This window comes from Azohydromonas aeria, from assembly GCF_009760915.1.
In the GTDB taxonomy this organism is placed as follows: Bacteria; Pseudomonadota; Gammaproteobacteria; order Burkholderiales; family Burkholderiaceae_C; genus Azohydromonas; species Azohydromonas aeria.
Window position 1 is genome coordinate 16,060 of record NZ_VIDQ01000034.1, and the last position, 18,964, is coordinate 35,023.

General features: G+C 72.1%; 15 protein-coding genes. 9 read left to right on the forward strand and 6 right to left on the reverse strand.

All coding sequences use genetic code 11. The features are described 5' to 3' along the window. Nucleotides 1-182: 182 nt before the first annotated feature. The gene (locus FJ694_RS19335) at nucleotides 183-716 is read right to left on the reverse strand and encodes a MarR family winged helix-turn-helix transcriptional regulator (protein ID WP_310735054.1); all 534 of its coding nucleotides are present in this window, start codon (nucleotides 714-716) and stop codon (nucleotides 183-185) included. 44 nt (nucleotides 717-760) lie between these two features. Between FJ694_RS19335 and FJ694_RS19340 the strand changes: the two genes are divergently transcribed. From FJ694_RS19340 to FJ694_RS19360, 5 genes are all read left to right on the forward strand, one after another. Beyond that, the gene (locus FJ694_RS19340; protein WP_157268963.1) at nucleotides 761-2,326 is read left to right on the forward strand and encodes a sulfatase-like hydrolase/transferase; all 1,566 of its coding nucleotides are present in this window, start codon (nucleotides 761-763) and stop codon (nucleotides 2,324-2,326) included. 18 nt (nucleotides 2,327-2,344) lie between these two features. Continuing rightward, nucleotides 2,345-3,313 (forward strand): Bug family tripartite tricarboxylate transporter substrate binding protein, encoded by a 969-nt coding sequence (locus FJ694_RS19345; protein WP_232540122.1) that lies wholly within the window; start codon nucleotides 2,345-2,347, stop codon nucleotides 3,311-3,313. 25 nt (nucleotides 3,314-3,338) lie between these two features. Beyond that, nucleotides 3,339-5,078, forward strand: a complete 1,740-nt coding sequence (locus FJ694_RS19350) for a SulP family inorganic anion transporter (RefSeq protein WP_157269007.1) — start codon at nucleotides 3,339-3,341, stop codon at nucleotides 5,076-5,078. Nucleotides 5,079-5,159: 81 nt separating this feature from the next. Further along, the gene (locus FJ694_RS19355; protein ID WP_157268965.1) at nucleotides 5,160-6,275 is read left to right on the forward strand and encodes a porin; all 1,116 of its coding nucleotides are present in this window, start codon (nucleotides 5,160-5,162) and stop codon (nucleotides 6,273-6,275) included. Nucleotides 6,276-6,307: 32 nt separating this feature from the next. Beyond that, nucleotides 6,308-7,300, forward strand: coding sequence for a Bug family tripartite tricarboxylate transporter substrate binding protein (locus FJ694_RS19360; protein ID WP_157268966.1), 993 nt, complete (start codon nucleotides 6,308-6,310; stop codon nucleotides 7,298-7,300). Nucleotides 7,301-7,327: 27 nt separating this feature from the next. Here FJ694_RS19360 and FJ694_RS19365 read toward each other — a convergent pair whose 3' ends face one another. Continuing rightward, the gene (locus FJ694_RS19365; protein ID WP_157268967.1) at nucleotides 7,328-8,392 is read right to left on the reverse strand and encodes a LysR family transcriptional regulator; all 1,065 of its coding nucleotides are present in this window, start codon (nucleotides 8,390-8,392) and stop codon (nucleotides 7,328-7,330) included. A 165-nt stretch (nucleotides 8,393-8,557) separates the two neighbouring features. Between FJ694_RS19365 and FJ694_RS19370 the strand changes: the two genes are divergently transcribed. The 4 genes from FJ694_RS19370 to FJ694_RS19385 all read left to right on the forward strand — a co-directional run bounded on the left by FJ694_RS19370 (nucleotide 8,558) and on the right by FJ694_RS19385 (nucleotide 15,467). Beyond that, nucleotides 8,558-9,430: an alpha/beta hydrolase gene (locus FJ694_RS19370; protein WP_157268968.1), complete on the forward strand. Its 873-nt coding sequence runs from the start codon at nucleotides 8,558-8,560 to the stop codon at nucleotides 9,428-9,430. Nucleotides 9,431-9,517: 87 nt separating this feature from the next. Then, on the forward strand, nucleotides 9,518-10,744 hold the full coding sequence (locus tag FJ694_RS19375) for an efflux RND transporter periplasmic adaptor subunit (RefSeq protein ID WP_157268969.1): 1,227 nt from the start codon (nucleotides 9,518-9,520) through the stop codon (nucleotides 10,742-10,744). 33 nt (nucleotides 10,745-10,777) lie between these two features. Then, the gene (locus FJ694_RS19380) at nucleotides 10,778-14,020 is read left to right on the forward strand and encodes an efflux RND transporter permease subunit (RefSeq protein WP_157268970.1); all 3,243 of its coding nucleotides are present in this window, start codon (nucleotides 10,778-10,780) and stop codon (nucleotides 14,018-14,020) included. Nucleotides 14,021-14,042: 22 nt separating this feature from the next. Further along, complete coding sequence (locus tag FJ694_RS19385) at nucleotides 14,043-15,467, forward strand: efflux transporter outer membrane subunit (RefSeq protein WP_157268971.1); 1,425 nt, start codon at nucleotides 14,043-14,045, stop codon at nucleotides 15,465-15,467. 102 nt (nucleotides 15,468-15,569) lie between these two features. Here the strand turns inward: FJ694_RS19385 and FJ694_RS19390 are convergent, their stop codons facing one another. The 4 genes from FJ694_RS19390 to FJ694_RS19405 are packed head-to-tail and all read right to left on the reverse strand — an operon-like array spanning nucleotide 15,570 to nucleotide 18,949. After that, on the reverse strand, nucleotides 15,570-16,313 hold the full coding sequence (locus tag FJ694_RS19390) for a pirin family protein (RefSeq protein WP_157268972.1): 744 nt from the start codon (nucleotides 16,311-16,313) through the stop codon (nucleotides 15,570-15,572). 14 nt (nucleotides 16,314-16,327) lie between these two features. Further along, nucleotides 16,328-17,533, reverse strand: coding sequence for a 3-oxoadipyl-CoA thiolase (pcaF, locus tag FJ694_RS19395; RefSeq protein WP_157268973.1), 1,206 nt, complete (start codon nucleotides 17,531-17,533; stop codon nucleotides 16,328-16,330). A gap of 23 nt (nucleotides 17,534-17,556) precedes the next feature. Continuing rightward, the gene (locus FJ694_RS19400; RefSeq protein ID WP_157268974.1) at nucleotides 17,557-18,231 is read right to left on the reverse strand and encodes a 3-oxoacid CoA-transferase subunit B; all 675 of its coding nucleotides are present in this window, start codon (nucleotides 18,229-18,231) and stop codon (nucleotides 17,557-17,559) included. 16 nt (nucleotides 18,232-18,247) lie between these two features. Beyond that, nucleotides 18,248-18,949: a 3-oxoacid CoA-transferase subunit A gene (locus tag FJ694_RS19405; protein ID WP_157268975.1), complete on the reverse strand. Its 702-nt coding sequence runs from the start codon at nucleotides 18,947-18,949 to the stop codon at nucleotides 18,248-18,250. Nucleotides 18,950-18,964: the final 15 nt, after the last annotated feature.

An 18,964-nucleotide genomic window follows, 5' to 3' on the forward strand; every position in this document is an offset into this window, starting at 1 on the left:
CTCCTCACGGGGAGGGCGCATGGCCAAGGAGCAGCGCGCCCGGGATGGCCGTCTACCGTCACCGTCCCACGTGGAACGGCGTCAATCAGTACACGGAATGACATTCAGTGTACGGATCGTCGAATTGTTTGAGAAGGATCAAGACATCAGGGACTTCCCTAGGGCAGCGCCAGTGGAATTTCCTACTTCGAGGTCGTTTCAGCGCGCCGTCCTGCCCCGCGGCTGCGATCCGCCCGCACTTCAGTGGCGAAGCTGCGGTTGATCTGCTGTGCCTGGGCGTCGAGCCGCTGCAGGGCGGTGTCCAGACTGGCCAGGAGGCCATCGTCCAGCGCCGCCAACAAGCGGCGGTTGAGCTCTGCCACCTGTGGGAACAACTCGGCATGCAGGGCCCGGCCCTTGTCGCTCAAGGCGACCAACGCGCGGCGCCGGTCACCGGGCAGCGCCACGCGCTCCACCAGGCCCTTGGCCGACAGGCTGCCGATGGCGCGCGAGGTGCGCGCCCGGTCCAGCGCGATCTGCTCGGCCAGGGCCGAGGGCGACAGCGGCCCGTGGGCCGCCAGGTGGGCCAGCAGCCGCCATTCCCGCCGCGCGATGCCGTGGCGCCCCTCGCAAAGCCGGATCACGGGTGCGCCGCTGAGCGCGATGAGCCGCATCAGGCGGTAGTTCAGCAATTCGTCGAGGCGCACGGCCTGGCGGCTCAGGGTCATTGCGGACATCGGTTGATTTCAACAATTCATTGTCCCGTTCCTAGAGTTGCGCCATGTCAAAGACACGCAACGTCCTCTTCGTCATGGCCGACCAGCTGCGCTGGGACCATCTCGGCTGCAGCGGCCATCCGTACCTGCGCACGCCCAACCTCGATGCGCTGGCCGCGCGCGGCGTGCGCTTCGCCAATGCCTTCGTCAACAGCGGCGTGTGCGGCCCGAGCCGCATGAGCTACTACACCGGCCGCTACCCCATCAGCCACGGCGCCACCTGGAACCGCGTGCCGCTGCCCGTGGGCGAGGTGACGCTGGGCGAGTACCTCAAGGGCGCCGGGCGCACGCTGGCGCTGGCCGGCAAGACCCACGTCATGCCCGACCACGAAGGGCTGGCACGGCTGGCGCTGGACGGGCAGTCCGAACTGGGCACCTTCCTGGAGCGCGGCGGCTTCGTCGAGATCGACCGCTACGACGGCCACCACACGCCGGGCGAAGAAAGCGGCTACCCGGCGTTCCTGCGGGCGCACGGTTACGACAGCGCCGACCCCTGGAGCGACTACGTCATCTCCGGCGTGGACGGGGAAGGGCGCGTGGTCAGCGGCTGGCACATGCGCAACGTGCACCTGCCCGCGCGGGTGCGCGAGGAACACTCCGAGACCGCCTTCATGACCGACCAGGCCATGGCCTTCATGGACCGCATGGGCGATCAGCCCTGGGTGCTGCACCTGAGCTACGTGAAGCCGCACTGGCCTTACATGGCCCCGGCGCCCTACCACGCGATGTACACGCCGGACCAGTGCCTGCCGGTGGTGCGCAGCGCCGCCGAGCGCGAGGACGAGCACCCGGTGGTGGCGGCCTACCGGCAAAGCGAGGAGAGCCTGAGCTTCCAGCGCGAGGACTGCATCCGCACCGTGCGCCCGGCCTACCAGGGGTTGGTCTCGCAGCTCGACGCCCACCTGGGCCGGCTGTTCGAACACATGGAGGCGCGCGGCCTGATGCAGGACACGCTCATCGTCTTCACCGCCGACCATGGCGACTACCTGGGCGACCACTGGCTGGGCGAGAAGGAGCTGTTCCACGACACGGTGCAGAAGGTGCCCTTCATCGTGGTCGATCCGCGCCGCGAGGCCGACGCCACGCGCGGCCGCGTGGAGGAGCGCTTCGTCGAGGCCGTGGACGTGGTGCCCACCGTCCTGGACGCGCTGGGCCTGGCGCAGCCCACGCACCGCGTCGAGGGCCGAAGCCTGTGCCCGCTGCTGCATGGCGAGGAAACCCCGGATTGGCGCGACTTCGTCTACTCCGAGCTGGACTACAGCTTCAAGCAGGCGCGGCTGCTCGTGGGCGCGGGGCCGCAGGAGGCGCGCGCCTTCTCGATCCGCACCGCGCGCTGGCGCTACGTGTACTGGCTGGGTGCACCCGGGCAGCTCTACGACCTGCAGGCCGACCCGCAGGAGTTCCAGGACCTGGGCCGCAGCGCCAGCCACGCCGGCGTGCGCGAGACGCTGCGCGCGCAACTGCTGGACTTCCTTGCCCGGCGCAAGCACCGCACCACCGTGACCGACGCCTTCGTCGAGTCGCGCACCAACCGCCACAAGCAGGCCGGCGTGTTTTTCGGCCAGTGGTAAACGACGAAGGAGATGAACATGCGCAGGCAATTCCTTTGGTCCGCCCTCGCGGCCGCGGCGCTGGGCGCCATCGCACCGGCGGCCCTGGCCCAGCCCGGGTGGCCCTCGAAGCCGATCCGCGTGGTGCTGAGCTTTCCGCCCGGCGGCCCCACCGACATCGTCATGCGCGTGGCGGCCGAGAAGATGCAGGCCGACTTCCGGCAGCCCATCGTCATCGAGAACAAGCCCGGTGCCGGCGGCAACCTGGCCGCGGCCGAGGTGGCGCGCGCGGCGGCCGACGGCCACACCTGGCTGTGGAGCACCGACACGGTGTTCAGCGTCAACCCGCACGTCTATCCCCGCCTGGGCTTCAAGCCGCAGGACCTGGTGCCGGTGACGCTGGCCAGCGCTTTCAGCCAGACGCTGGTGTGCAACCCCGCGGCAGGCGTGCGCACCTTGCCTGAACTGCTGAAGAAGGCGCGCGCCACGCGGCTGAGCTACGCCTCGGGCGGCAACGGCGTGCCCGGGCACCTGGCGATGGAGCTGCTGCTGGCCAGCACCGGCGTGGACATGGATCACGTGCCCTACAAGGGCCCGGCGCTGGCGGTGCAGGACGTCATCGGCGGCGTGCTGCCCTGCGGCTTCCTGGCCGGCCCCACGGTGCTGCCGCACGTGCGCAGCGGCCGGCTGCTGGCATTGGCCGTCTCGGGCGCCCGGCGCTCGCCGGTGCTGCCTGAAGTGCCCACCGTGGCCGAGGCCGGCGTGGCCGGCTTCGACGCCACCTTCTTCACCGGGCTGTCCGCCCCGCGCGGCACGCCCGACGAGGTGCAGCAGCGCTTTCGCGACTCCCTGGCCCGCGCGCTGAAGGACCCCGCCGTGGTCGAGAAGCTCAAGCTCACCGACCAGGAGGTGGTGTCCAGCACCCCGGCACAGGCCCGCCTCACGCTGGAGCAGGTCTCGACGAAGTGGGGCGCCGTGGCCCGGAAGATCGGCCTGCAACAGGACTGAGCGGCGTTCCGTGCCCCTTTCGCTCATGCCGCTCCATCGCGCCTGGCGCCTTCCCGTGCCGCAGAGCCTGCGCGCCGATGCCCTGGCCGGCCTGCTGGGCGCGGTGCTGGTGCTGCCGCAGGGCATCGCCTTCGCCACGCTGGCGGGGCTGCCGCCGCAGTACGGGCTGTATTCGGCGGTGGTGCCCTGCATCGTCGCGGCGCTGGCCGGCTCCAGCCGCCACGTGGTATCCGGGCCCACCAACGCCAACTCGCTGGCGCTGTTCGCGATGCTGGCGCCGCTGGCGGCCGTGGGCTCGCCCGCCTACGTCGAGCTGGCGCTGGCCGTGACGGTGCTGGTGGGGCTGCTGCAATTCGCCATCGGTGCGCTGCGGCTGGGCTCGGTCGCCAATTTCATCTCGCCCACGGCGCTGCTGGGGTTCACGGCGGGTGCGGCCTTGCTGATCGTCGTGCACGCGCTGCAGGACGCCCTGGGCCTGGTGCTGCCGCCGGGCGCCGGTGCCGGCGAGGTGCTGCGCGCCGCTTTCACGCAAGCACCGCAGCCCGGGGCGCTGCTGGTGGCCGGCGTCACCCTGGCGACGGCGGCCGTACTGCGGCGCCGGCATCGCGGCTCGCCCTTCATGCTGCTCGGGCTGGCCGCGGGCACGCTGCTGGCCGCGCTGCTGGCGCGCTTTGCGCCGCCGGCGTGGCAGGTGCGGCTGCTGGGGCCGCTGCCCTCGGCGCTGCCGCCGCTGCACGTGCCCGGCGTGGCGCTGGAGCAGCTGCCGCAGCTGTTCGGCATCGCGGCGGCGCTGACGGTGGTGGCGCTGGCGCAGTCCATCGCCATCGCCAAGGCGGTAGCCGCACGCAGCGGCCAGCGCATCGACGCCAACCGCGAGTTCCTGGGCCAGGGCCTCTCGAACCTGCTCGGCGGCCTGTGCTCCAGCTACGTGTCCTGCGGCTCCCTGAACCGCTCCCTGCCCAACCTCGAGGCCGGCGCGCGCTCGCCGCTGGCCGCCGTGTTCTCCGCATTGCTGGTGGTGCCGCTGGTGGCGCTGAGCGCGCCGGTGCTGGCGCAGATTCCCTTTGCCGCCATCGCGGGGCTGCTGGTGCTGGTGGGCTGGACGCTGCTGGACATCCCGCGCTGGCGCCGCCTGGCGCGCGCCAGCCGCTCCGAGCTCACGGTGGCGCTCGTCACCCTGGGCGCGACGCTGACGCTGCGCCTGGAGATCGCGGTGCTCGTCGGCAGCGCGCTGTCGCTGGGCCTGTACCTGCACCGCACCTCGCGCCCGGCCATGCGCACCATGGGCTTCGACCGCGACCGTGGCGACGCGCACCGGCCCTTCGTGGTGGTCTCGCACACGCCCGGCGCGCTGCCGGAATGCCCGCAATTGAAGATGCTGCGCATGGAGGGCTCGGTCTACTTCGGCGCCACGGCCCACGTGGCCGACCGGCTGCAGGCGCTGCGTGACGCGCCCGCGCCGCAGCGCCACCTGCTGGTCATGGCCAAGAGCATGAACTTCATCGACGTGGCCGGCGCGGAGCTGTGGCGCCAGGAGCTGCGCGCGCGCCGCGCCATGGGCGGCGACCTCTACTTCCACCGCCCGCGCCCGCCGGTGCTGGCGCAGTGGCGGCGCGACGGCTTCCTCGACGAGCTGGGCGCCGACCACGTGTTCCCGGACAAGCAACGCGCCATTGCCGCCATCGCCCGGCGCCTGGACCGCGACGCCTGCGCCCGCTGCACGGCGCGCGTGTTCGAGGAGTGCACCGCGCCCCGCGCGCTCTGAGGCGGCGCGCGCGGCGGCGCCAACACCCGGCCGGCATCCCCGGCCTGCCAGGACGAATCACAACCACCAGGAGATCCCTCCATGAGCAAACCTGTCCTTGCCGCAGCCGCATTGGCGGCCTGTGCCGGCACCGCGTCGGCGCAAGCCGGCGTCAGCGTCTTCGGCCTCGTCGATGCCTATGTGGAATCGGCCCGGATCTCCGGCCAGCCCACCGTGAACCGCGTTTCCAGCGGCGGCAGCGCCGCCTCGCGCTGGGGCCTGCGCGGTAGCGAAGACCTGGGCGGCGGGCTGGCCGCCAGCTTCGTGATCGAGAACGGCTTCGCGCCGGATACCGGCACGGCACTGCAGGGCGGACGGCTGTTCGGCCGCCAGGCCTGGGTCGGTCTGGCCTCGGCCACTGCCGGCGAGATTCGCCTGGGCCGCCAGTACGCGCCCCTGCACTACTCGATGCAGTCCAGCGACATCGATGCCTTCTCCGCCTTTTCGCCGGTGTTCGCCATGTACCTGTCCAACGGCGAGCAAAGCCGGCAGGACAACCAGCTGAGCTGGTGGAGCCCGAAGCTCGGCGGCTTCTCCGGTGCGGTGTCGGTGGCCGCCGGCGAAGGGGCCGCCGTCGCGCCCGGCCCCACCACCGGCTGGATTCCCGCGGCCGGCACCGCCCGGCGCAGCCTGGGCGCGCTGCTGCGCTACCAGGGCGGCGCCCTCGACGCCAGCGCCGGCTTCCACCAGGGCGGCCAGGCGCTGCCGGCCGGCGATGCCGAGCAGCGGGCCTTCAACCTGGGTGCCACCTGGCGCCTGGGCGGCGCGCAGCTCGGCGGCAACTTCTGGGAGCACCGCAACGAGCTGCCCACCGCGGCCACGGCGCGCTCGCGCGGCTTTGCGGTGGGCGTGCGTGCTCCCGTGGCGGGTGCGCTCAGCGTCGTTGCCCAGGTGGGCCAGGTGCGTGACAACGGCCGTGCCTACGCTACCGGGGCGGCCAAGGCCGAGGGACGCACAACCCACGTCAACGTGGGCGCGAACTACACGCTGTCCAGGCGCACCGAGCTGTACCTGCGCTACGCGCGCGTGGAGGACCGCGACGCGGGCTACAACGGCCGGGCCAACGCCGCCCTGCTCGGCGCCTTCGGCGCCAACAACGCCCTGCCTGTCGGCGGCTCGGCCCGCACCCTCGGCGTGGGCCTGCGCCACAGCTTTTGAACTCCCCAGCCTGCGCACACCAGGAGACGACGATGCCCACCCAAGCCCCGACCCGCGCCGCACCCTGTGCTGCCTTGTGCGCGATGACGCTTTCCCTGGCTGCGGCGCTGCCGCTGGCCGTCCAGGCGCAGGCTGCCTGGCCCGCGAAGCCGATCCGCATCATCGTGCCGCTGCCCCCGGGCGGGCCCAGCGACATCGTGCTGCGTTCGGCCAGCGAGAAGATGCAGCCGCTGCTCAGGCAGCCGGTGATCATCGACAACAAGCCCGGCGCGGCCGGCAACCTGGGCGCCTCGGAGGCGGCGCGCGCGGCGCCCGACGGCTACACCTGGCTCTGGACTACCGACACGCTGCTCACCGTCAATCCGCACGTCTACTCGCGTCTGGGCTTCAAGCCCGCTGATCTGCAGCCGGTGATGCGGGCCAGCAGCTTCAGCCAGACCCTGGTGTGCCATCCGGGCCTGGGCCTGCGCGGCGTGTCGGACCTAGTGCGCCGTGCCAGGGAGAAGCCCATGAGCTACGGCTCCGGCGGCGCGGGCTCGCCGGGTCACCTGGCGACCGAGCTCTTCAACGCCGCGGCGGGCGTGACGCTGTCGCACGTGCCTTACAAGGGCCCGGCGCCGGCGATGCAGGACATCATCGGCGGCCAGGTGGACTGCGGCTTCCTGGCCGCGCCCACGGTGTTGCCGCACGTGCGCTCCGGGCGCCTGGCGGCCCTGGCGGTGTCCGGCACGAAGCGCTCGCCCCTGCTGCCGGATGTGCCCACCGTGGCCGAGTCGGGCTACCCCGGCTTCGATGCCACCTTCTCGCTGGTGCTTTTCGCGCCGCGCGGCACGCCGCAGTCCATCGTCAATGCCATGCACGCCGCGTTGAGCCAGGGGCTCGACAGCCCCGACGTGGTGGAGAAGCTGCGCCTGACGGACCAGGAGGTCGTGGCCGCGAGCGCGGAACAGACGGCGCAACGCCTGGCAGCAGACAGCAAGACCTGGGGCACCGTGGCCCGACGCATCGGGCTGCGGCAGGACTGAACCCTGCGTGCAACGTGCTGAGGCCGTTCAGCCGGCCGCCAAGGTGCGCTCGGCCTCCTGCGCGAGGACCTGGGGAGGCGCTGCCATCGCCGCTGGAAGATCCGCCGACGCAGGCACGGTGGAGCTGCCCGTTCGGTTGGCGGCAATGGCGGCGGCCATGCAGCCCGGCAGGCTGCACTGGCGCTGGATCTGGTCGCTGCGCGCGAACAGGTCGGCTACCCAGTCCACGAACACGCGCAGCTTGGCGCTCAGGTGCCGGTTGGGCGGATAGACGACGTGGATGGGTACCGACTCCGAGCACCAGTCCACCAGCACCGGGCGCAACAGGCCGGCTGCGATGTAGGGCTGGGCCATGAAGGTGGCGGTGTTGACGATGCCCAGCCCGGCCAGCGCGGCGGTCAGCGCTGCGCTGGAATCGTTGACCGATACACGGTGGTGGCCCTGCACCTCGTGGCGCTCCTCGCCACGCTCGAAGACGAAGGGGTAGATGCGGCCGGTGCGGGACGAGAAGTGGTTGACCACCACGTGCTCGCCCTGCTCGATGTCGCGCGGATGCACGGGCGTGCCGTGGCGCTCCAGGTAGCCCGGCGTCGCGCACACCAGCGTGTGGAAGTTGCCGATGCGCCGTGCCACCAGCGACTGGTCGGTGATCTCGCCGCCGCGCAGCACGCAGTCCACGTTCTCGCTGAGCAGGTCCACCGGCCGGTCGGTCACGCCCAGGTCGAGCTGGATGTCGGGGTAGCGCGCATGGAAGTCCGGCAGCGCGGGAATGAGCAGCAGCTGCGCCACGGCGGTCCCCGCGTCGACGCGCAGCCGCCCGCGCGGGTTGGCCTTGGCTCGCGTCATGCTGGACTCCAGCTCGTCGAGCTCGGACAGCAGGCGCAGCGCGCGGTCGTGGTACGCCGCACCATCGGTGGTCAGCGTCACGCGGCGCGTGGTGCGGTTGAGCAGCTTGGTCTGCAGTTGTGCTTCGAGCTGTTGCACCAGTCGCGTCACGGTGGGTTTGGGCAGGGACAGCGTGTCTGCCGCCCGGCTGAAGGTGCCGGCCTCCACCACGCGCACGAAAGCCTGCATCGCAAGCAGCTTGTCCATCAGGCACCCCCTGGCCGAAATTTCACCGCGATCCGTATTTGAACCGCGAATCCGGCGCCCGATTGTTAGCGTGGCTGCAACGAAGCATGAGCGCAGCGCCGGTTTATCCGCGCAGCGGCACTGACTATCGTGCAGGGCATCCGCTTTCCAGCCGAACTGCCTGCCATGAGCCTGCCCAACCCCAACGCCACAACCGTGCCTTCGGTGCGTGAGGAGCGGCTGTCCCTGCCTGGCGTGGACACCGCGCTGACGCTGCGCTGGACCCTGCCGGCGGCGGCGCCGGCCGCGCTGGTGCTGCACCTGCATGCCGGTGCCTTCGTCGCCGGCACGGCGGGAGAGGGCGCGCGCGTGGCGGCCGTGCTGGCGGCCGAGGGCGCGCTGGTGGCCTCGCTCGGATACCCGCTGGCGCCGCAGCGGCCTTTCCCCGCGGCGCTGGAGGCCGTGCACGCGGCGCTGACGTGGTTGCATCGGCAACGCAAGCGGCTCCAGGCCACCGGGCTGCCGCTGCTGCTGGCCGGCGAGGAGGCGGGCGGCAACCTGGCCGCCGCCGCTGCCCTGGCCGCGCACGACCGCGGCGCGCCGCCGCTGCACGGCCAGATCCTGCTGTCGCCCATGCTGGACGTCTGCACCGGCACGGCCTCGCAGCGCGACGCCCAGGCCAGCGCGGCCCACTGCCCCTGGGCCGAGGGCTGGCGGCAGTACCTGTCCTGCGCCAGCGATGTGCTGCACCCCTACGCGGCGCCGGGCCGTGCCCTGCGCCTGGCCGGGCTGCCGCCCGCGCTGCTGGTCAGTGCCGCCGACGATCCGCTGCGCGACGAGACCCGCGCCTACGCCGCCCGCCTGCGCCAGGCCGGCGTGGCGGTGAGCGAGGCGCGGCTCGACGGCCCCACCGGCTGGCCCGTGAGCTACCGCGACCCCGCCCCCGCTCCCTGGGCCGATGCGCTGAGGCCTCACGTGCGCGCCTTCCTGCAGTCGTGTTGCGGTGAGCGCTGGCCGCCGCACGGTGGCGTACCGGACCGGGCTGCCGCCCGGGGCTGAACTGACATTTTCTCTGACCGCTCCCGGCCGCGTTCGCGCAGCCGGGCAGGCCGGCCTTTGCCAAAAACAAGTCCAGGACCATCCACCATGAAGCTGTTCCATTCCCTGCGCCGCCGTCCCGCCGTGGCCGGCCTGTCGATCGTGGCCGCCGCCATTGCCCTGGGCACCCTCGGCCCGGCCCTGTCCGGCCTGGGCGCCAGCCAGGCCGAAGCGCCTGCGGCTGCTGCCGCGGCGCCGGCGGCTGTGCCAGTGTCGGTGGCCGAGGTGTCGCAGCGCGAGGTCACCACCTGGGAAGCCTTCTCCGGCCGGCTCGAAGCCGTGCAGCGGGTGGAAGTGCGCCCGCGCGTGGCCGGCGCCGTCCAGGCCGCTCACTTCCGCGAAGGCGCCCTGGTGAAGGCCGGCGAGCTGCTGTTCACGCTGGACCCCGCCCCCTATGCCGCCGAGGTCGAGCGGGCGCAGGCCCAGCTTGCGGCAGCGCAGGCCCGGCTGGCGCAGGCCCGCAGCGAGCAGCAGCGCGCCGAGCGGCTGTGGGAGGAGCGTGCCATCGCGCAGCGCGAGCTCGACGAGCGCAGCCACGGACTGCGCGAGGCCGAGGCCAACCTGCGCGCGGCGCAGGCGGCGCTGCAGTCGGCGCAGCTGTCGCTGACGTACACGCAGGTGCGCGCCCCGGTGGCCGGGCGCATCGGCCGCATGGAGGTCACCCCGGGCAACCTCGTGGCCGCAGGGCCGGGCGCGCCGGTGCTGGCAACGCTGGTGTCGGTGAACCCCATCTACGCCAGCTTCGACGCCGACGAGCAGGTGGTGGCCCGCGTGCTGGCGGATGCCGGCAGCGGGCTGGCGCCGGCGCAGCTGGAGCGCGTGCCCGTGCGCATGGAAGGGCCGGCCCGGGCCGAGGGCCGGCTGCAGCTGGTGGACAACCAGGTCGATGCGCGCAGCGGCACGGTGCGGCTGCGCGCGGTGTTCGACAACCGCGACGGTGCGCTGATGCCGGGGCAGTTCGCGCGGCTGCAACTGGGCCAGCCGCGCAGCGCCAGTGCCGTGCTGGTCAGCGAGCGCGCGGTGGGCACCGACCAGGACAAGCGCTTCGTCATCGTCGTCGGCCCCGACAACAAGGCCGCCTGGCGCGAGGTGCAGCTTGGCGCGGCGGTGGACGGCCTGCGCATCGTCACCCAGGGGCTGCGCGGCGGCGAGCGCGTGGTGGTCAACGGGCTGCACCGGGTGCGCCCGGGCACGCTGGTGGCGCCCCAGCCGGTGGCCATGGAACCCCAGCCGCTGCGCCAGGCCAGCGGCGACGCCGCCCCGGGCCGCTCCTGAGGCCCGCCACCGTCCAAGCCGGGAACTCCCACCATGAACCTGTCCAGATTCTTCATCGACCGGCCCATCTTCGCCGGCGTGCTGTCGCTGCTGATCTTCCTCGGCGGCCTGATCTCGCTGCGGACGCTGCCCATCTCGGAGTACCCCGAGGTGGTGCCGCCGCAGGTCGTGGTCAACGCCCGCTATCCCGGCGCCAACCCCAAGGTGATTGCCGAGACCGTCGCCACGCCGCTGGAGGAGGCCATCAACGGCGTCGAAGGCATGCTCTACATGGGCAGCCAGGCCACCACCGACGGCCTGCTCACGCTCACCGTCACCTTCCGCCTGGGCACCGACCCCGACAAGGCGCAGCAGCTGGTGCAGAACCGCGTGGCGCAGGCCGAGCCGCGGCTGCCGGAGGAGGTGCGGCGGCTGGGCCTGTCCACGGTCAAGAGCTCGCCGGACCTGACCATGGTGGTGCACCTGGTCTCGCCCAACGGGCGCTACGACGCCGACTACCTGCGCAACTACGTGCTGCTCAACGTGCGTGACCGTCTTGCGCGCATCCCGGGCGTGGGCCAGGTGCAGAGCTGGGGCGGCGGCGAGTACGCCATGCGCGTGTGGCTGGACCCGCAGAAGGCGGCCGAGCACGGCCTGTCGGCCAACGACGTGGTGCGCGCCATCCGCGAGCAGAACGTGCAGGCCGCTGCGGGCGTGGTCGGCGCCTCGCCGGGGCTGCAGGGCGTGGAGCTGCAGCTGTCCATCAGCGCCCGCGGCCGGCTGCAGAGCGAGGAGGAGTTCGGCGACATCATCGTGCGCAGCGGCCCCGGCGGCAGCGTCACCAGGCTGCGCGACATCGCGCGCATCGAGCTGGGCGCGGCCGACTACTCGCTGCGTTCGCTGCTGGACAACGCGCCGGCGGTGGGCACCGGCATCTTCCAGGCGCCGGGCTCCAACGCGCTGGAGATCTCCGCCGCGGTGCGCCGCACCATGGAGGAGCTGCGCCAGCAGATGCCCGAGGGCGTCGAGTACCGCATCGCCTACGATCCGACGCAGTTCGTGCGCGCCTCCATCGAGTCGGTGGTGCACACGCTGGCCGAGGCCGTGCTGCTGGTGGTGCTGGTGGTGGTGCTGTTCCTGCAGACCTGGCGCGCCTCGGTCATTCCGCTGCTGGCGGTGCCGGTGTCCATCGTCGGCACCTTCGCGGTGCTGCACGCGCTGGGCCTGTCGATCAACGCGCTGAGCCTGTTCGGCCTGGTGCTGGCCATCGGCATCGTGGTGGACGACGCCATCGTGGTGGTGGAGAACGTCGAGCGCAACATCGAGGCCGGGCTGGCGCCGCGCGAGGCGACCTACCGCGCCATGCGCGAGGTGTCGGGGCCCATCATCGCCATCGCGCTGGTGCTGGTGGCGGTGTTCGTGCCGCTGGCCTTCATCAGCGGGCTCACGGGCCAGTTCTACAAGCAGTTCGCCGTGACGATCGCCATCTCGACGGTGATCTCGGCCATCAACTCGCTCACGCTGTCACCGGCGCTGGCGGCGCTGCTGCTGCGCAGCCACGACGCGCCGCGCGACGCGCTCACGCGGGGCATGGACCGGGTGCTGGGCGGGCTGTTCCGTGCCTTCAACCGCGCCTTCGGCCGCGGCGCGCAGGCCTACGGCGGCGGCGTGCGGCGCGTGCTCTCGCGCAAGGCGCTGGCGCTGGGCATCTACCTGGCGCTGGTGGGCGCCACGGTCGGCCTGTTCAAGACCGTGCCCTCGGGCTTCGTGCCGACCCAGGACAAGCAGTACCTCATCGGCTTCGCGCAGCTGCCCGACGGTGCCACGCTGGACCGCACCGAGGCCGTGATCCGCCGCATGGGCGAGATCATGAAGACCACGCCGGGCATCGAGGGCTCGCTGTCCTTCCCCGGACTGTCGATCAACGGCTTCACCAACAGCTCCAACTCGGGCATCGCCTTCGCCATGCTCAAGCCCTTCGACGAGCGCAAGGACCCCGCACAGAGCGCAGCGGCCATCGCGGCCGCGCTCAACCAGGCCTTCTCGCAGATCGAGGACGCCTTCATCGTGATGTTCCCGCCGCCGCCGGTCAGCGGGCTGGGCACCACGGGCGGCTTCAAGCTGCAGCTGGAGGACCGCGGCTCGCTGGGCTACGAAGCGATGGACGCGGCCGTCAAGGCCTTCATGGCGCGCGCGGGCCAGGCGCCGGAGCTGGCCGGCCTGTTCACCAGCTGGCAGGTCAACGTGCCGCAGCTCCATGCCGACATTGACCGCACCAAGGCGCGCCAGCTTGGCATCCCGGTGACGGACATCTTCGACACGCTGCAGACCTACCTGGGCAGCCTGTACGTCAACGACTTCAACCGTTTCGGGCGCACCTACTCCGTGCGGGTGCAGGCGGATGCGGCCTTCCGTGCCCGGGCCGAGGACGTGGGCCAGCTCAAGGTGCGCGCGGCCTCGGGCGAGATGGTGCCGCTCTCCGCGCTGCTGAAGCTGCAGCCCAGCTTCGGGCCCGAGCGCGCCATGCGCTACAACGGCTTCCTGTCGGCGGACGTCAACGGCGCGCCGGCGCCGGGCTGGTCCTCCGGCCAGGCGCGAGAGGCCGTCGAGCGCATCGCCCGCGAGACGCTGCCCCCGGGCATCGAGTTCGAGTGGACCGAGCTGACCTACCAGGAGATCCTGGCCGGCAACTCCGCCGTGTGGGTGTTCCCGCTGGCGATACTGCTGGTGTTCCTGGTGCTGGCGGCGCAGTACGAGAGCCTGACGCTGCCGGTGGCGATCGTGCTGATCGTGCCGCTGGGCCTGCTGGCCGCCATGGCGGGCGTGCACTTCAGCGGCGGCGACAACAACGTCTTCACCCAGATCGGCCTGGTGGTGCTGGTGGGGCTGTCGGCCAAGAACGCGATCCTGATCGTGGAGTTCGCGCGCGAGCTGGAGTTCGCCGGCCGCACGCCGCTGCAGGCGGCGGTCGAGGCGGCGCGGCTGCGCCTGCGTCCGATCCTCATGACCTCGCTGGCCTTCGTCATGGGCGTGCTGCCGCTGGTGCTGTCCAGCGGCGCCGGGGCCGAGATGCGCCGCGCCATGGGCGTGGCCGTCTTCACCGGGATGATCGGCGTCACGGTCTTCGGCCTCTTCCTCACGCCGCTGTTCTACGTGCTGCTGCGGCGCGTGGCCGGCAACCGCCCACTGAAGCACCACGGCGAGGTCCCGCAGTCCGCCGCCCCGGCCGCGACACACGCCGCCGGCGGCGCTCTGGGCAGCACGCAGCCGGCCATGCCGTTGTCACGCCACGAATGACGAAGTCCCAAGGAAGACCGACATGAGCTCTCAACCCAGGACCCCCATTCGCCACGCCCTGGCCGCGCTGGCCGCCGTGCTCGTGCTGGCTGGCTGCGCCACGCCGCCGCCGGCCGTGGACACGGCTGCTCTCCAGCCCGTGCCCGCGGCCTTCAAGGAAGCCTCGCCCGACGGCTGGACGGTGGCCCCGCCGGCCGACGCCCTGCCGCGCGGGCGCTGGTGGGCGGTGTTCAGTGACCCGGTGCTGGACGGGCTGCTGCAGCGCGCCGCCGAGCGCAACACCTCGCTGCAGGCGGCCGCGGCGCGGCTGGCCCAGGCGCGCGCGTTGCAGCAGCAGGCGCAGGCCGAGCGCCGCCCCGTGATCGACGTGGCCGCCGGCGCCGCGCGCCAGACGCAGCCGCTGCTGGACAACCAGCCTGCCACGCAAGGCAGCCTGGCGGCCCGGCTGAGCTGGGAGGTGGACCTCTCGGGACGCCTGGCGCAGGCCGCTGGCGCCGCGGCGCTGGACGCCGAAGCCCAGGCCGCCCTGCTGCAGAGCACGCGGCTGGCCGTGCAGGCAGCCGTGGCACAGGCGTACCTGGCGCTGCGGGCGCTGGATGCCGAGCGCGCCATCGTGGCCGACACCGTCGAGGCGCACCGCGGCACGCTGCACCTGACCGAACGGCGCCTGGCCGCCGGCGACGTGGCCGAGCTGGACCTGGAGCGCGTGCGCAGCGAGCTGGCGGCCACCGAGTCCGACGCACTGGCCCTGGAGCGGCAGCGCCGCCTGCTGGAGCACGCGCTGGCGCAGCTGCTGGGCGAGCCGGCCTCGGCCTTCGAGCTGGCGCCGGGCGCGGGCTTCGATGCCCTGAGCCTTCCGGGCATTCCCGCCGGCGTGCCGGCCACGGTGCTGGCGCGCCGGCCCGACGTGGCGGCGGCCCAGCGCCGGCTGTTGTCGGCGCAGGCCCGCGTGGGGGTGGCGCAGGCGGCGTGGTTCCCCAGCCTCGCGCTCACCACCTCGGCCGGCACGGCTTCGCCCGAGCTGGGCGACCTGCTGCGCTGGTCCGCGCGCGCCTGGGGGCTGGGGGCGCTGCTGTCGCTGCCTGTCTTCGACGGCGGCCGGCGCGAGGCCGGCGTGGCCCAGGCACGGGCCGACTTCGACACGGCCGCGGCCGGCTACCGCGAGCAGGTGCTCGTGGCAGTGCGCGAGGTGGAGGACGAGCTGGCGTCGCTGCAGCTGCTGCGCAGCCAGGCCGCGGCGCAGGAGCGTGCCGTGGCGGCCGCCACGCGTGCCACCGTGCTGTCCGGTGCACGCTACCGCAACGGCATGATCGGGCAGCTGGAGCTGCTCGACGCCCAGCGCAGCGAGTTGCGCAACCGGCGCCAGGCGGTGCAGCTGCGCGGCGCCCAGGCGCAGGCCACCGTTGGCCTGATCAGGGCCCTGGGCGGTGGCTGGGAGGACGGTTGAAACCGCTCCAGGCAGACCAACCGGAGGCCATGCCGGCATCCTGTTGCCTACGCACGGCGCAGGCTTGTCGTCCGCCGGCTTGCCCGAGGGACGGCGAGCGCCTCAGGGCAGGTCGAACCACAGCCACGCGGCCGCTGTCGTGGGCTTGATCGTGAGCTGGCGGACCGTGGCCAGTTGCAATGCATCGCCGCCACGCAGCTCCAGCGCCCCGCCCTCCGGCCCCGCGTCGACCTCCACGACACCTTCGAGCAACTGCAGCCAGCCGAATCGGCCCGGCACCAGCGTGTGCGCACACGGGCTCCCCGCCTCGGCGCGACTTGCCCAGATGCGCACTGGCGCCCGAAGGCGCAGGGCGTCCTCGTGTTCGCCAGGCCCCGCCACCAGACGGGGCTGAAGCGATCCGGGCTGCAGGGCGCCTCGCAGCAACTGGTAGCGCGGTGGCGCATCGTCGGCGTCGGCATGCAACCAGATCTGGAAGAGGTGGGTCGGCACGTCCAGCGCCGGATTGCGCTCGGCGTGACGGATGCCGGAGCCGGCGCTGATGAGCTGCACGTCGCCGGCATGAAGCAGTCCCCGGTGGCCTGCAGAGTCGGAATGTTCCAGCGTGCCGGCCAGCATGAACGTCAGGATGTCGAAGTGGTCATGCGCATGCTCCGGAAATCCGGAACCGCTGGCGATCACGTCCTCGTTGATGACCCTCAGCGCACGGAAGCCCATGCGGGTCGGGTCATTGAAGCTGCCAAACGAGAAGGTGTGGTGCGCGTCGAGCCAACCGGTTTTGGTTCGGCCTCTCGCGTGCCGGTCATGGAAGACGTCACGCGAAGCGCCGTGGGTCAGGCTGTCCATGCAAGCCCCCGTGCTCACACACGCTCGACGATCAGCGCGATGCCCTGGCCCACACCGATGCACATGGTGCACAGCGCATAGCGTCCGCCCGTGCGCTGCAGCTGGTTGACGGCCGTGGTCACCAGCCGCGCGCCGCTGGCGCCCAGCGGATGGCCCAGCGCGATGGCGCCACCGTTGGGGTTCACGCGCGGGTCGTCGTCGCGCAGGCCCAGCTGGCGCAGGACAGCCAGGCCCTGCGCCGCGAACGCCTCGTTGAGCTCGATCACGTCCATCTGCTCCAGGTCCAGGCCGGTGAGCGCAAGCACCTTGCGCGTGGCCGGCGCCGGGCCGATGCCCATGATGCGCGGCTCCACGCCGGCGGTGGCCATGCCCACGACGCGCGCGCGCGGTGTCAGCCCGTGGCGGGCCGCTGCGCTTTCGCTGGCGAGGATGAGTGCACAAGCACCGTCATTGACGCCCGAGGCATTGCCGGCGGTGACGCTGCCGTCCGGCCGCACCACGCCCTTGAGCCTGGCCAGCGCCTCCAGGCTGGTTTGGCGCGGATGCTCGTCCTTCGCGACGACCAGCGCCTCGCCCTTCTTCTGGGGCACGGTGACGGGCACGATCTCGGCGTCAAGGAATCCCGACTCCTGTGCCGCGACGGCCTTCAGCTGGGAAGCCAGCGCCATGCGGTCCTGGTCCTCGCGGCCGATGCCGAACTGCTGCGCCACGTTCTCTGCCGTCTCGGGCATGGAGTCCACGCCGTAGCGCTCCCTCATGAGCCGGTTGACGAAGCGCCAGCCGATGGTGGTGTCGTACACCGCGTTGTCGCGGCTGAAGGCACTCGTGGCCTTGGGCATGACAAAGGGCGCGCGGCTCATGCTCTCCACGCCGCCGGCGATCATCAACCCGGCTTCGCCGCACCTGATGGCGCGCGCTGCCGTGCCGATGGCGTCCATGCCCGAGCCGCACAGGCGGTTGACGGTGCTGCCGGGCAGGCTCACCGGCAGGCCGGCCAGCAGCAGCGACATGCGCGCGACGTTGCGGTTGTCCTCGCCGGCCTGGTTGGCGCAGCCGTAGATCACGTCGCTGAAGGCTTCCCAGTCGAGGTTGGGATGGCGCTCGGCCAGTGCCCTGAGCGGCACGGCGCCCAGGTCGTCGGCGCGCACGGAGGAGAGGCTGCCGCCGTAGCGGCCGAAGGGCGTGCGCAGCGCGTCACAGATGTAGGCGTGGGTGCTCATGGGTTCTCCTTGAAGGGGTGGGCTCAACCCTGCGCGAGGGTGACGCCGGGCGTGAGCGCCTGCAATTCGTGCAGGCCGAGGCCGGGTGCCAGGTCGATGACGCGTGCCTGCCCATGCGCCAGCTCAATCACGGCCAGGTCGGTGTAGAGGCGGGTGACGCAGCCCAGGCCCGTCACGGGGTAGCTGCATTCGGGCACGAGCTTGGCCTGCCCATCCCTGGTCAGGTACTCCATCATCACGAAGGTCTTCTTCGCGCCGATGGCCAGGTCCATCGCGCCACCCACGGCCGGAATGGCGTCCGGCGCGCCGGTGTGCCAGTTGGCCAGGTCCCCGCGCGCCGAGACCTGGAAGGCGCCCAGCACGCAGATGTCCAGGTGGCCGCCGCGCATCATGGCGAAGCTGTCGGCGTGGTGGAAGAAGCAGCCGCCCGGCAGCAGCGTCACGGGCTGCTTGCCGGCGTTGATCAGATCGAAGTCCTCCTCGCCCGCGGCCGGCGCGGAGCCCATGCCGATGACGCCGTTCTCGGAATGCAGCACCACTTCCTGGTCGGCCGCGAGGTGGTTGGCCACCGCGGTGGGCAGCCCGATGCCCAGGTTGACGACAGCGCCGTCGGGGATGTCCCGGGCGACGCGCTGGGCCATCTGCTCACGCGTCCAGCGCGCGACGGTGGCTTTCGTGGGGGCGGCTTGTGCGCTCATGGTGGGTTTCCTCGGGTCAGGCGGCTTGCTTGAAACCGCCGGCGGCGGTGGCGACGCGGTCGATCAGCACGATGCGCTGCACGAACAGCCCCGGCGTGACGACGGCTTCCGGGTCCAGCTGGCCCAGCTCGACGACTTCGTGCACGGTGGCGATGGTGGTGCGGGCGGCCATGGCCATGACGGGGCCGAAGTTGCGCGCCGTCATGCGGTATGTCAGGTTGCCCCAGCGGTCGCCCCGTTCGGCCTTGATGAGCGCGTAGTCGGCATGGAGGGGCGACTCCAATACGTAGTGGCGCCCGTTGATCTCGCGCGTTTCCTTGCCTTCGGCCAGCGCCGTGCCGTAGCCGGTGGGGGTGAAGAAGCCGCCGATGCCCGCGCCCGCAGCGCGGATGCGCTCGGCCAGGTTGCCTTGCGGCACCAGTTCCAGCTCGATCTCGCCGGCGCGGTAGAGCGCATCGAAGTGGTGGCTGTCGGCCTGGCGCGGGAACGAGCAGATGATCTTGCGCACCCGCTTGAGCGCCAGCAGCTTCGCCAGCCCCGTGTCGCCGTTGCCGGCGTTGTTGTTGACGATCACCAGATCGCGCGCGCCGGTGTCGATCAGCGCATCGATGAGCTCGTGGGGCTGCCCGGCCGTGCCGAAGCCGCCGATCATGACGGTGGCGCCGTCACGGAGGTCCGCCAGCGCTTCCAGCGGTGAGGACACGATCTTGTCAATCATGAAAGGGCTCCAGAT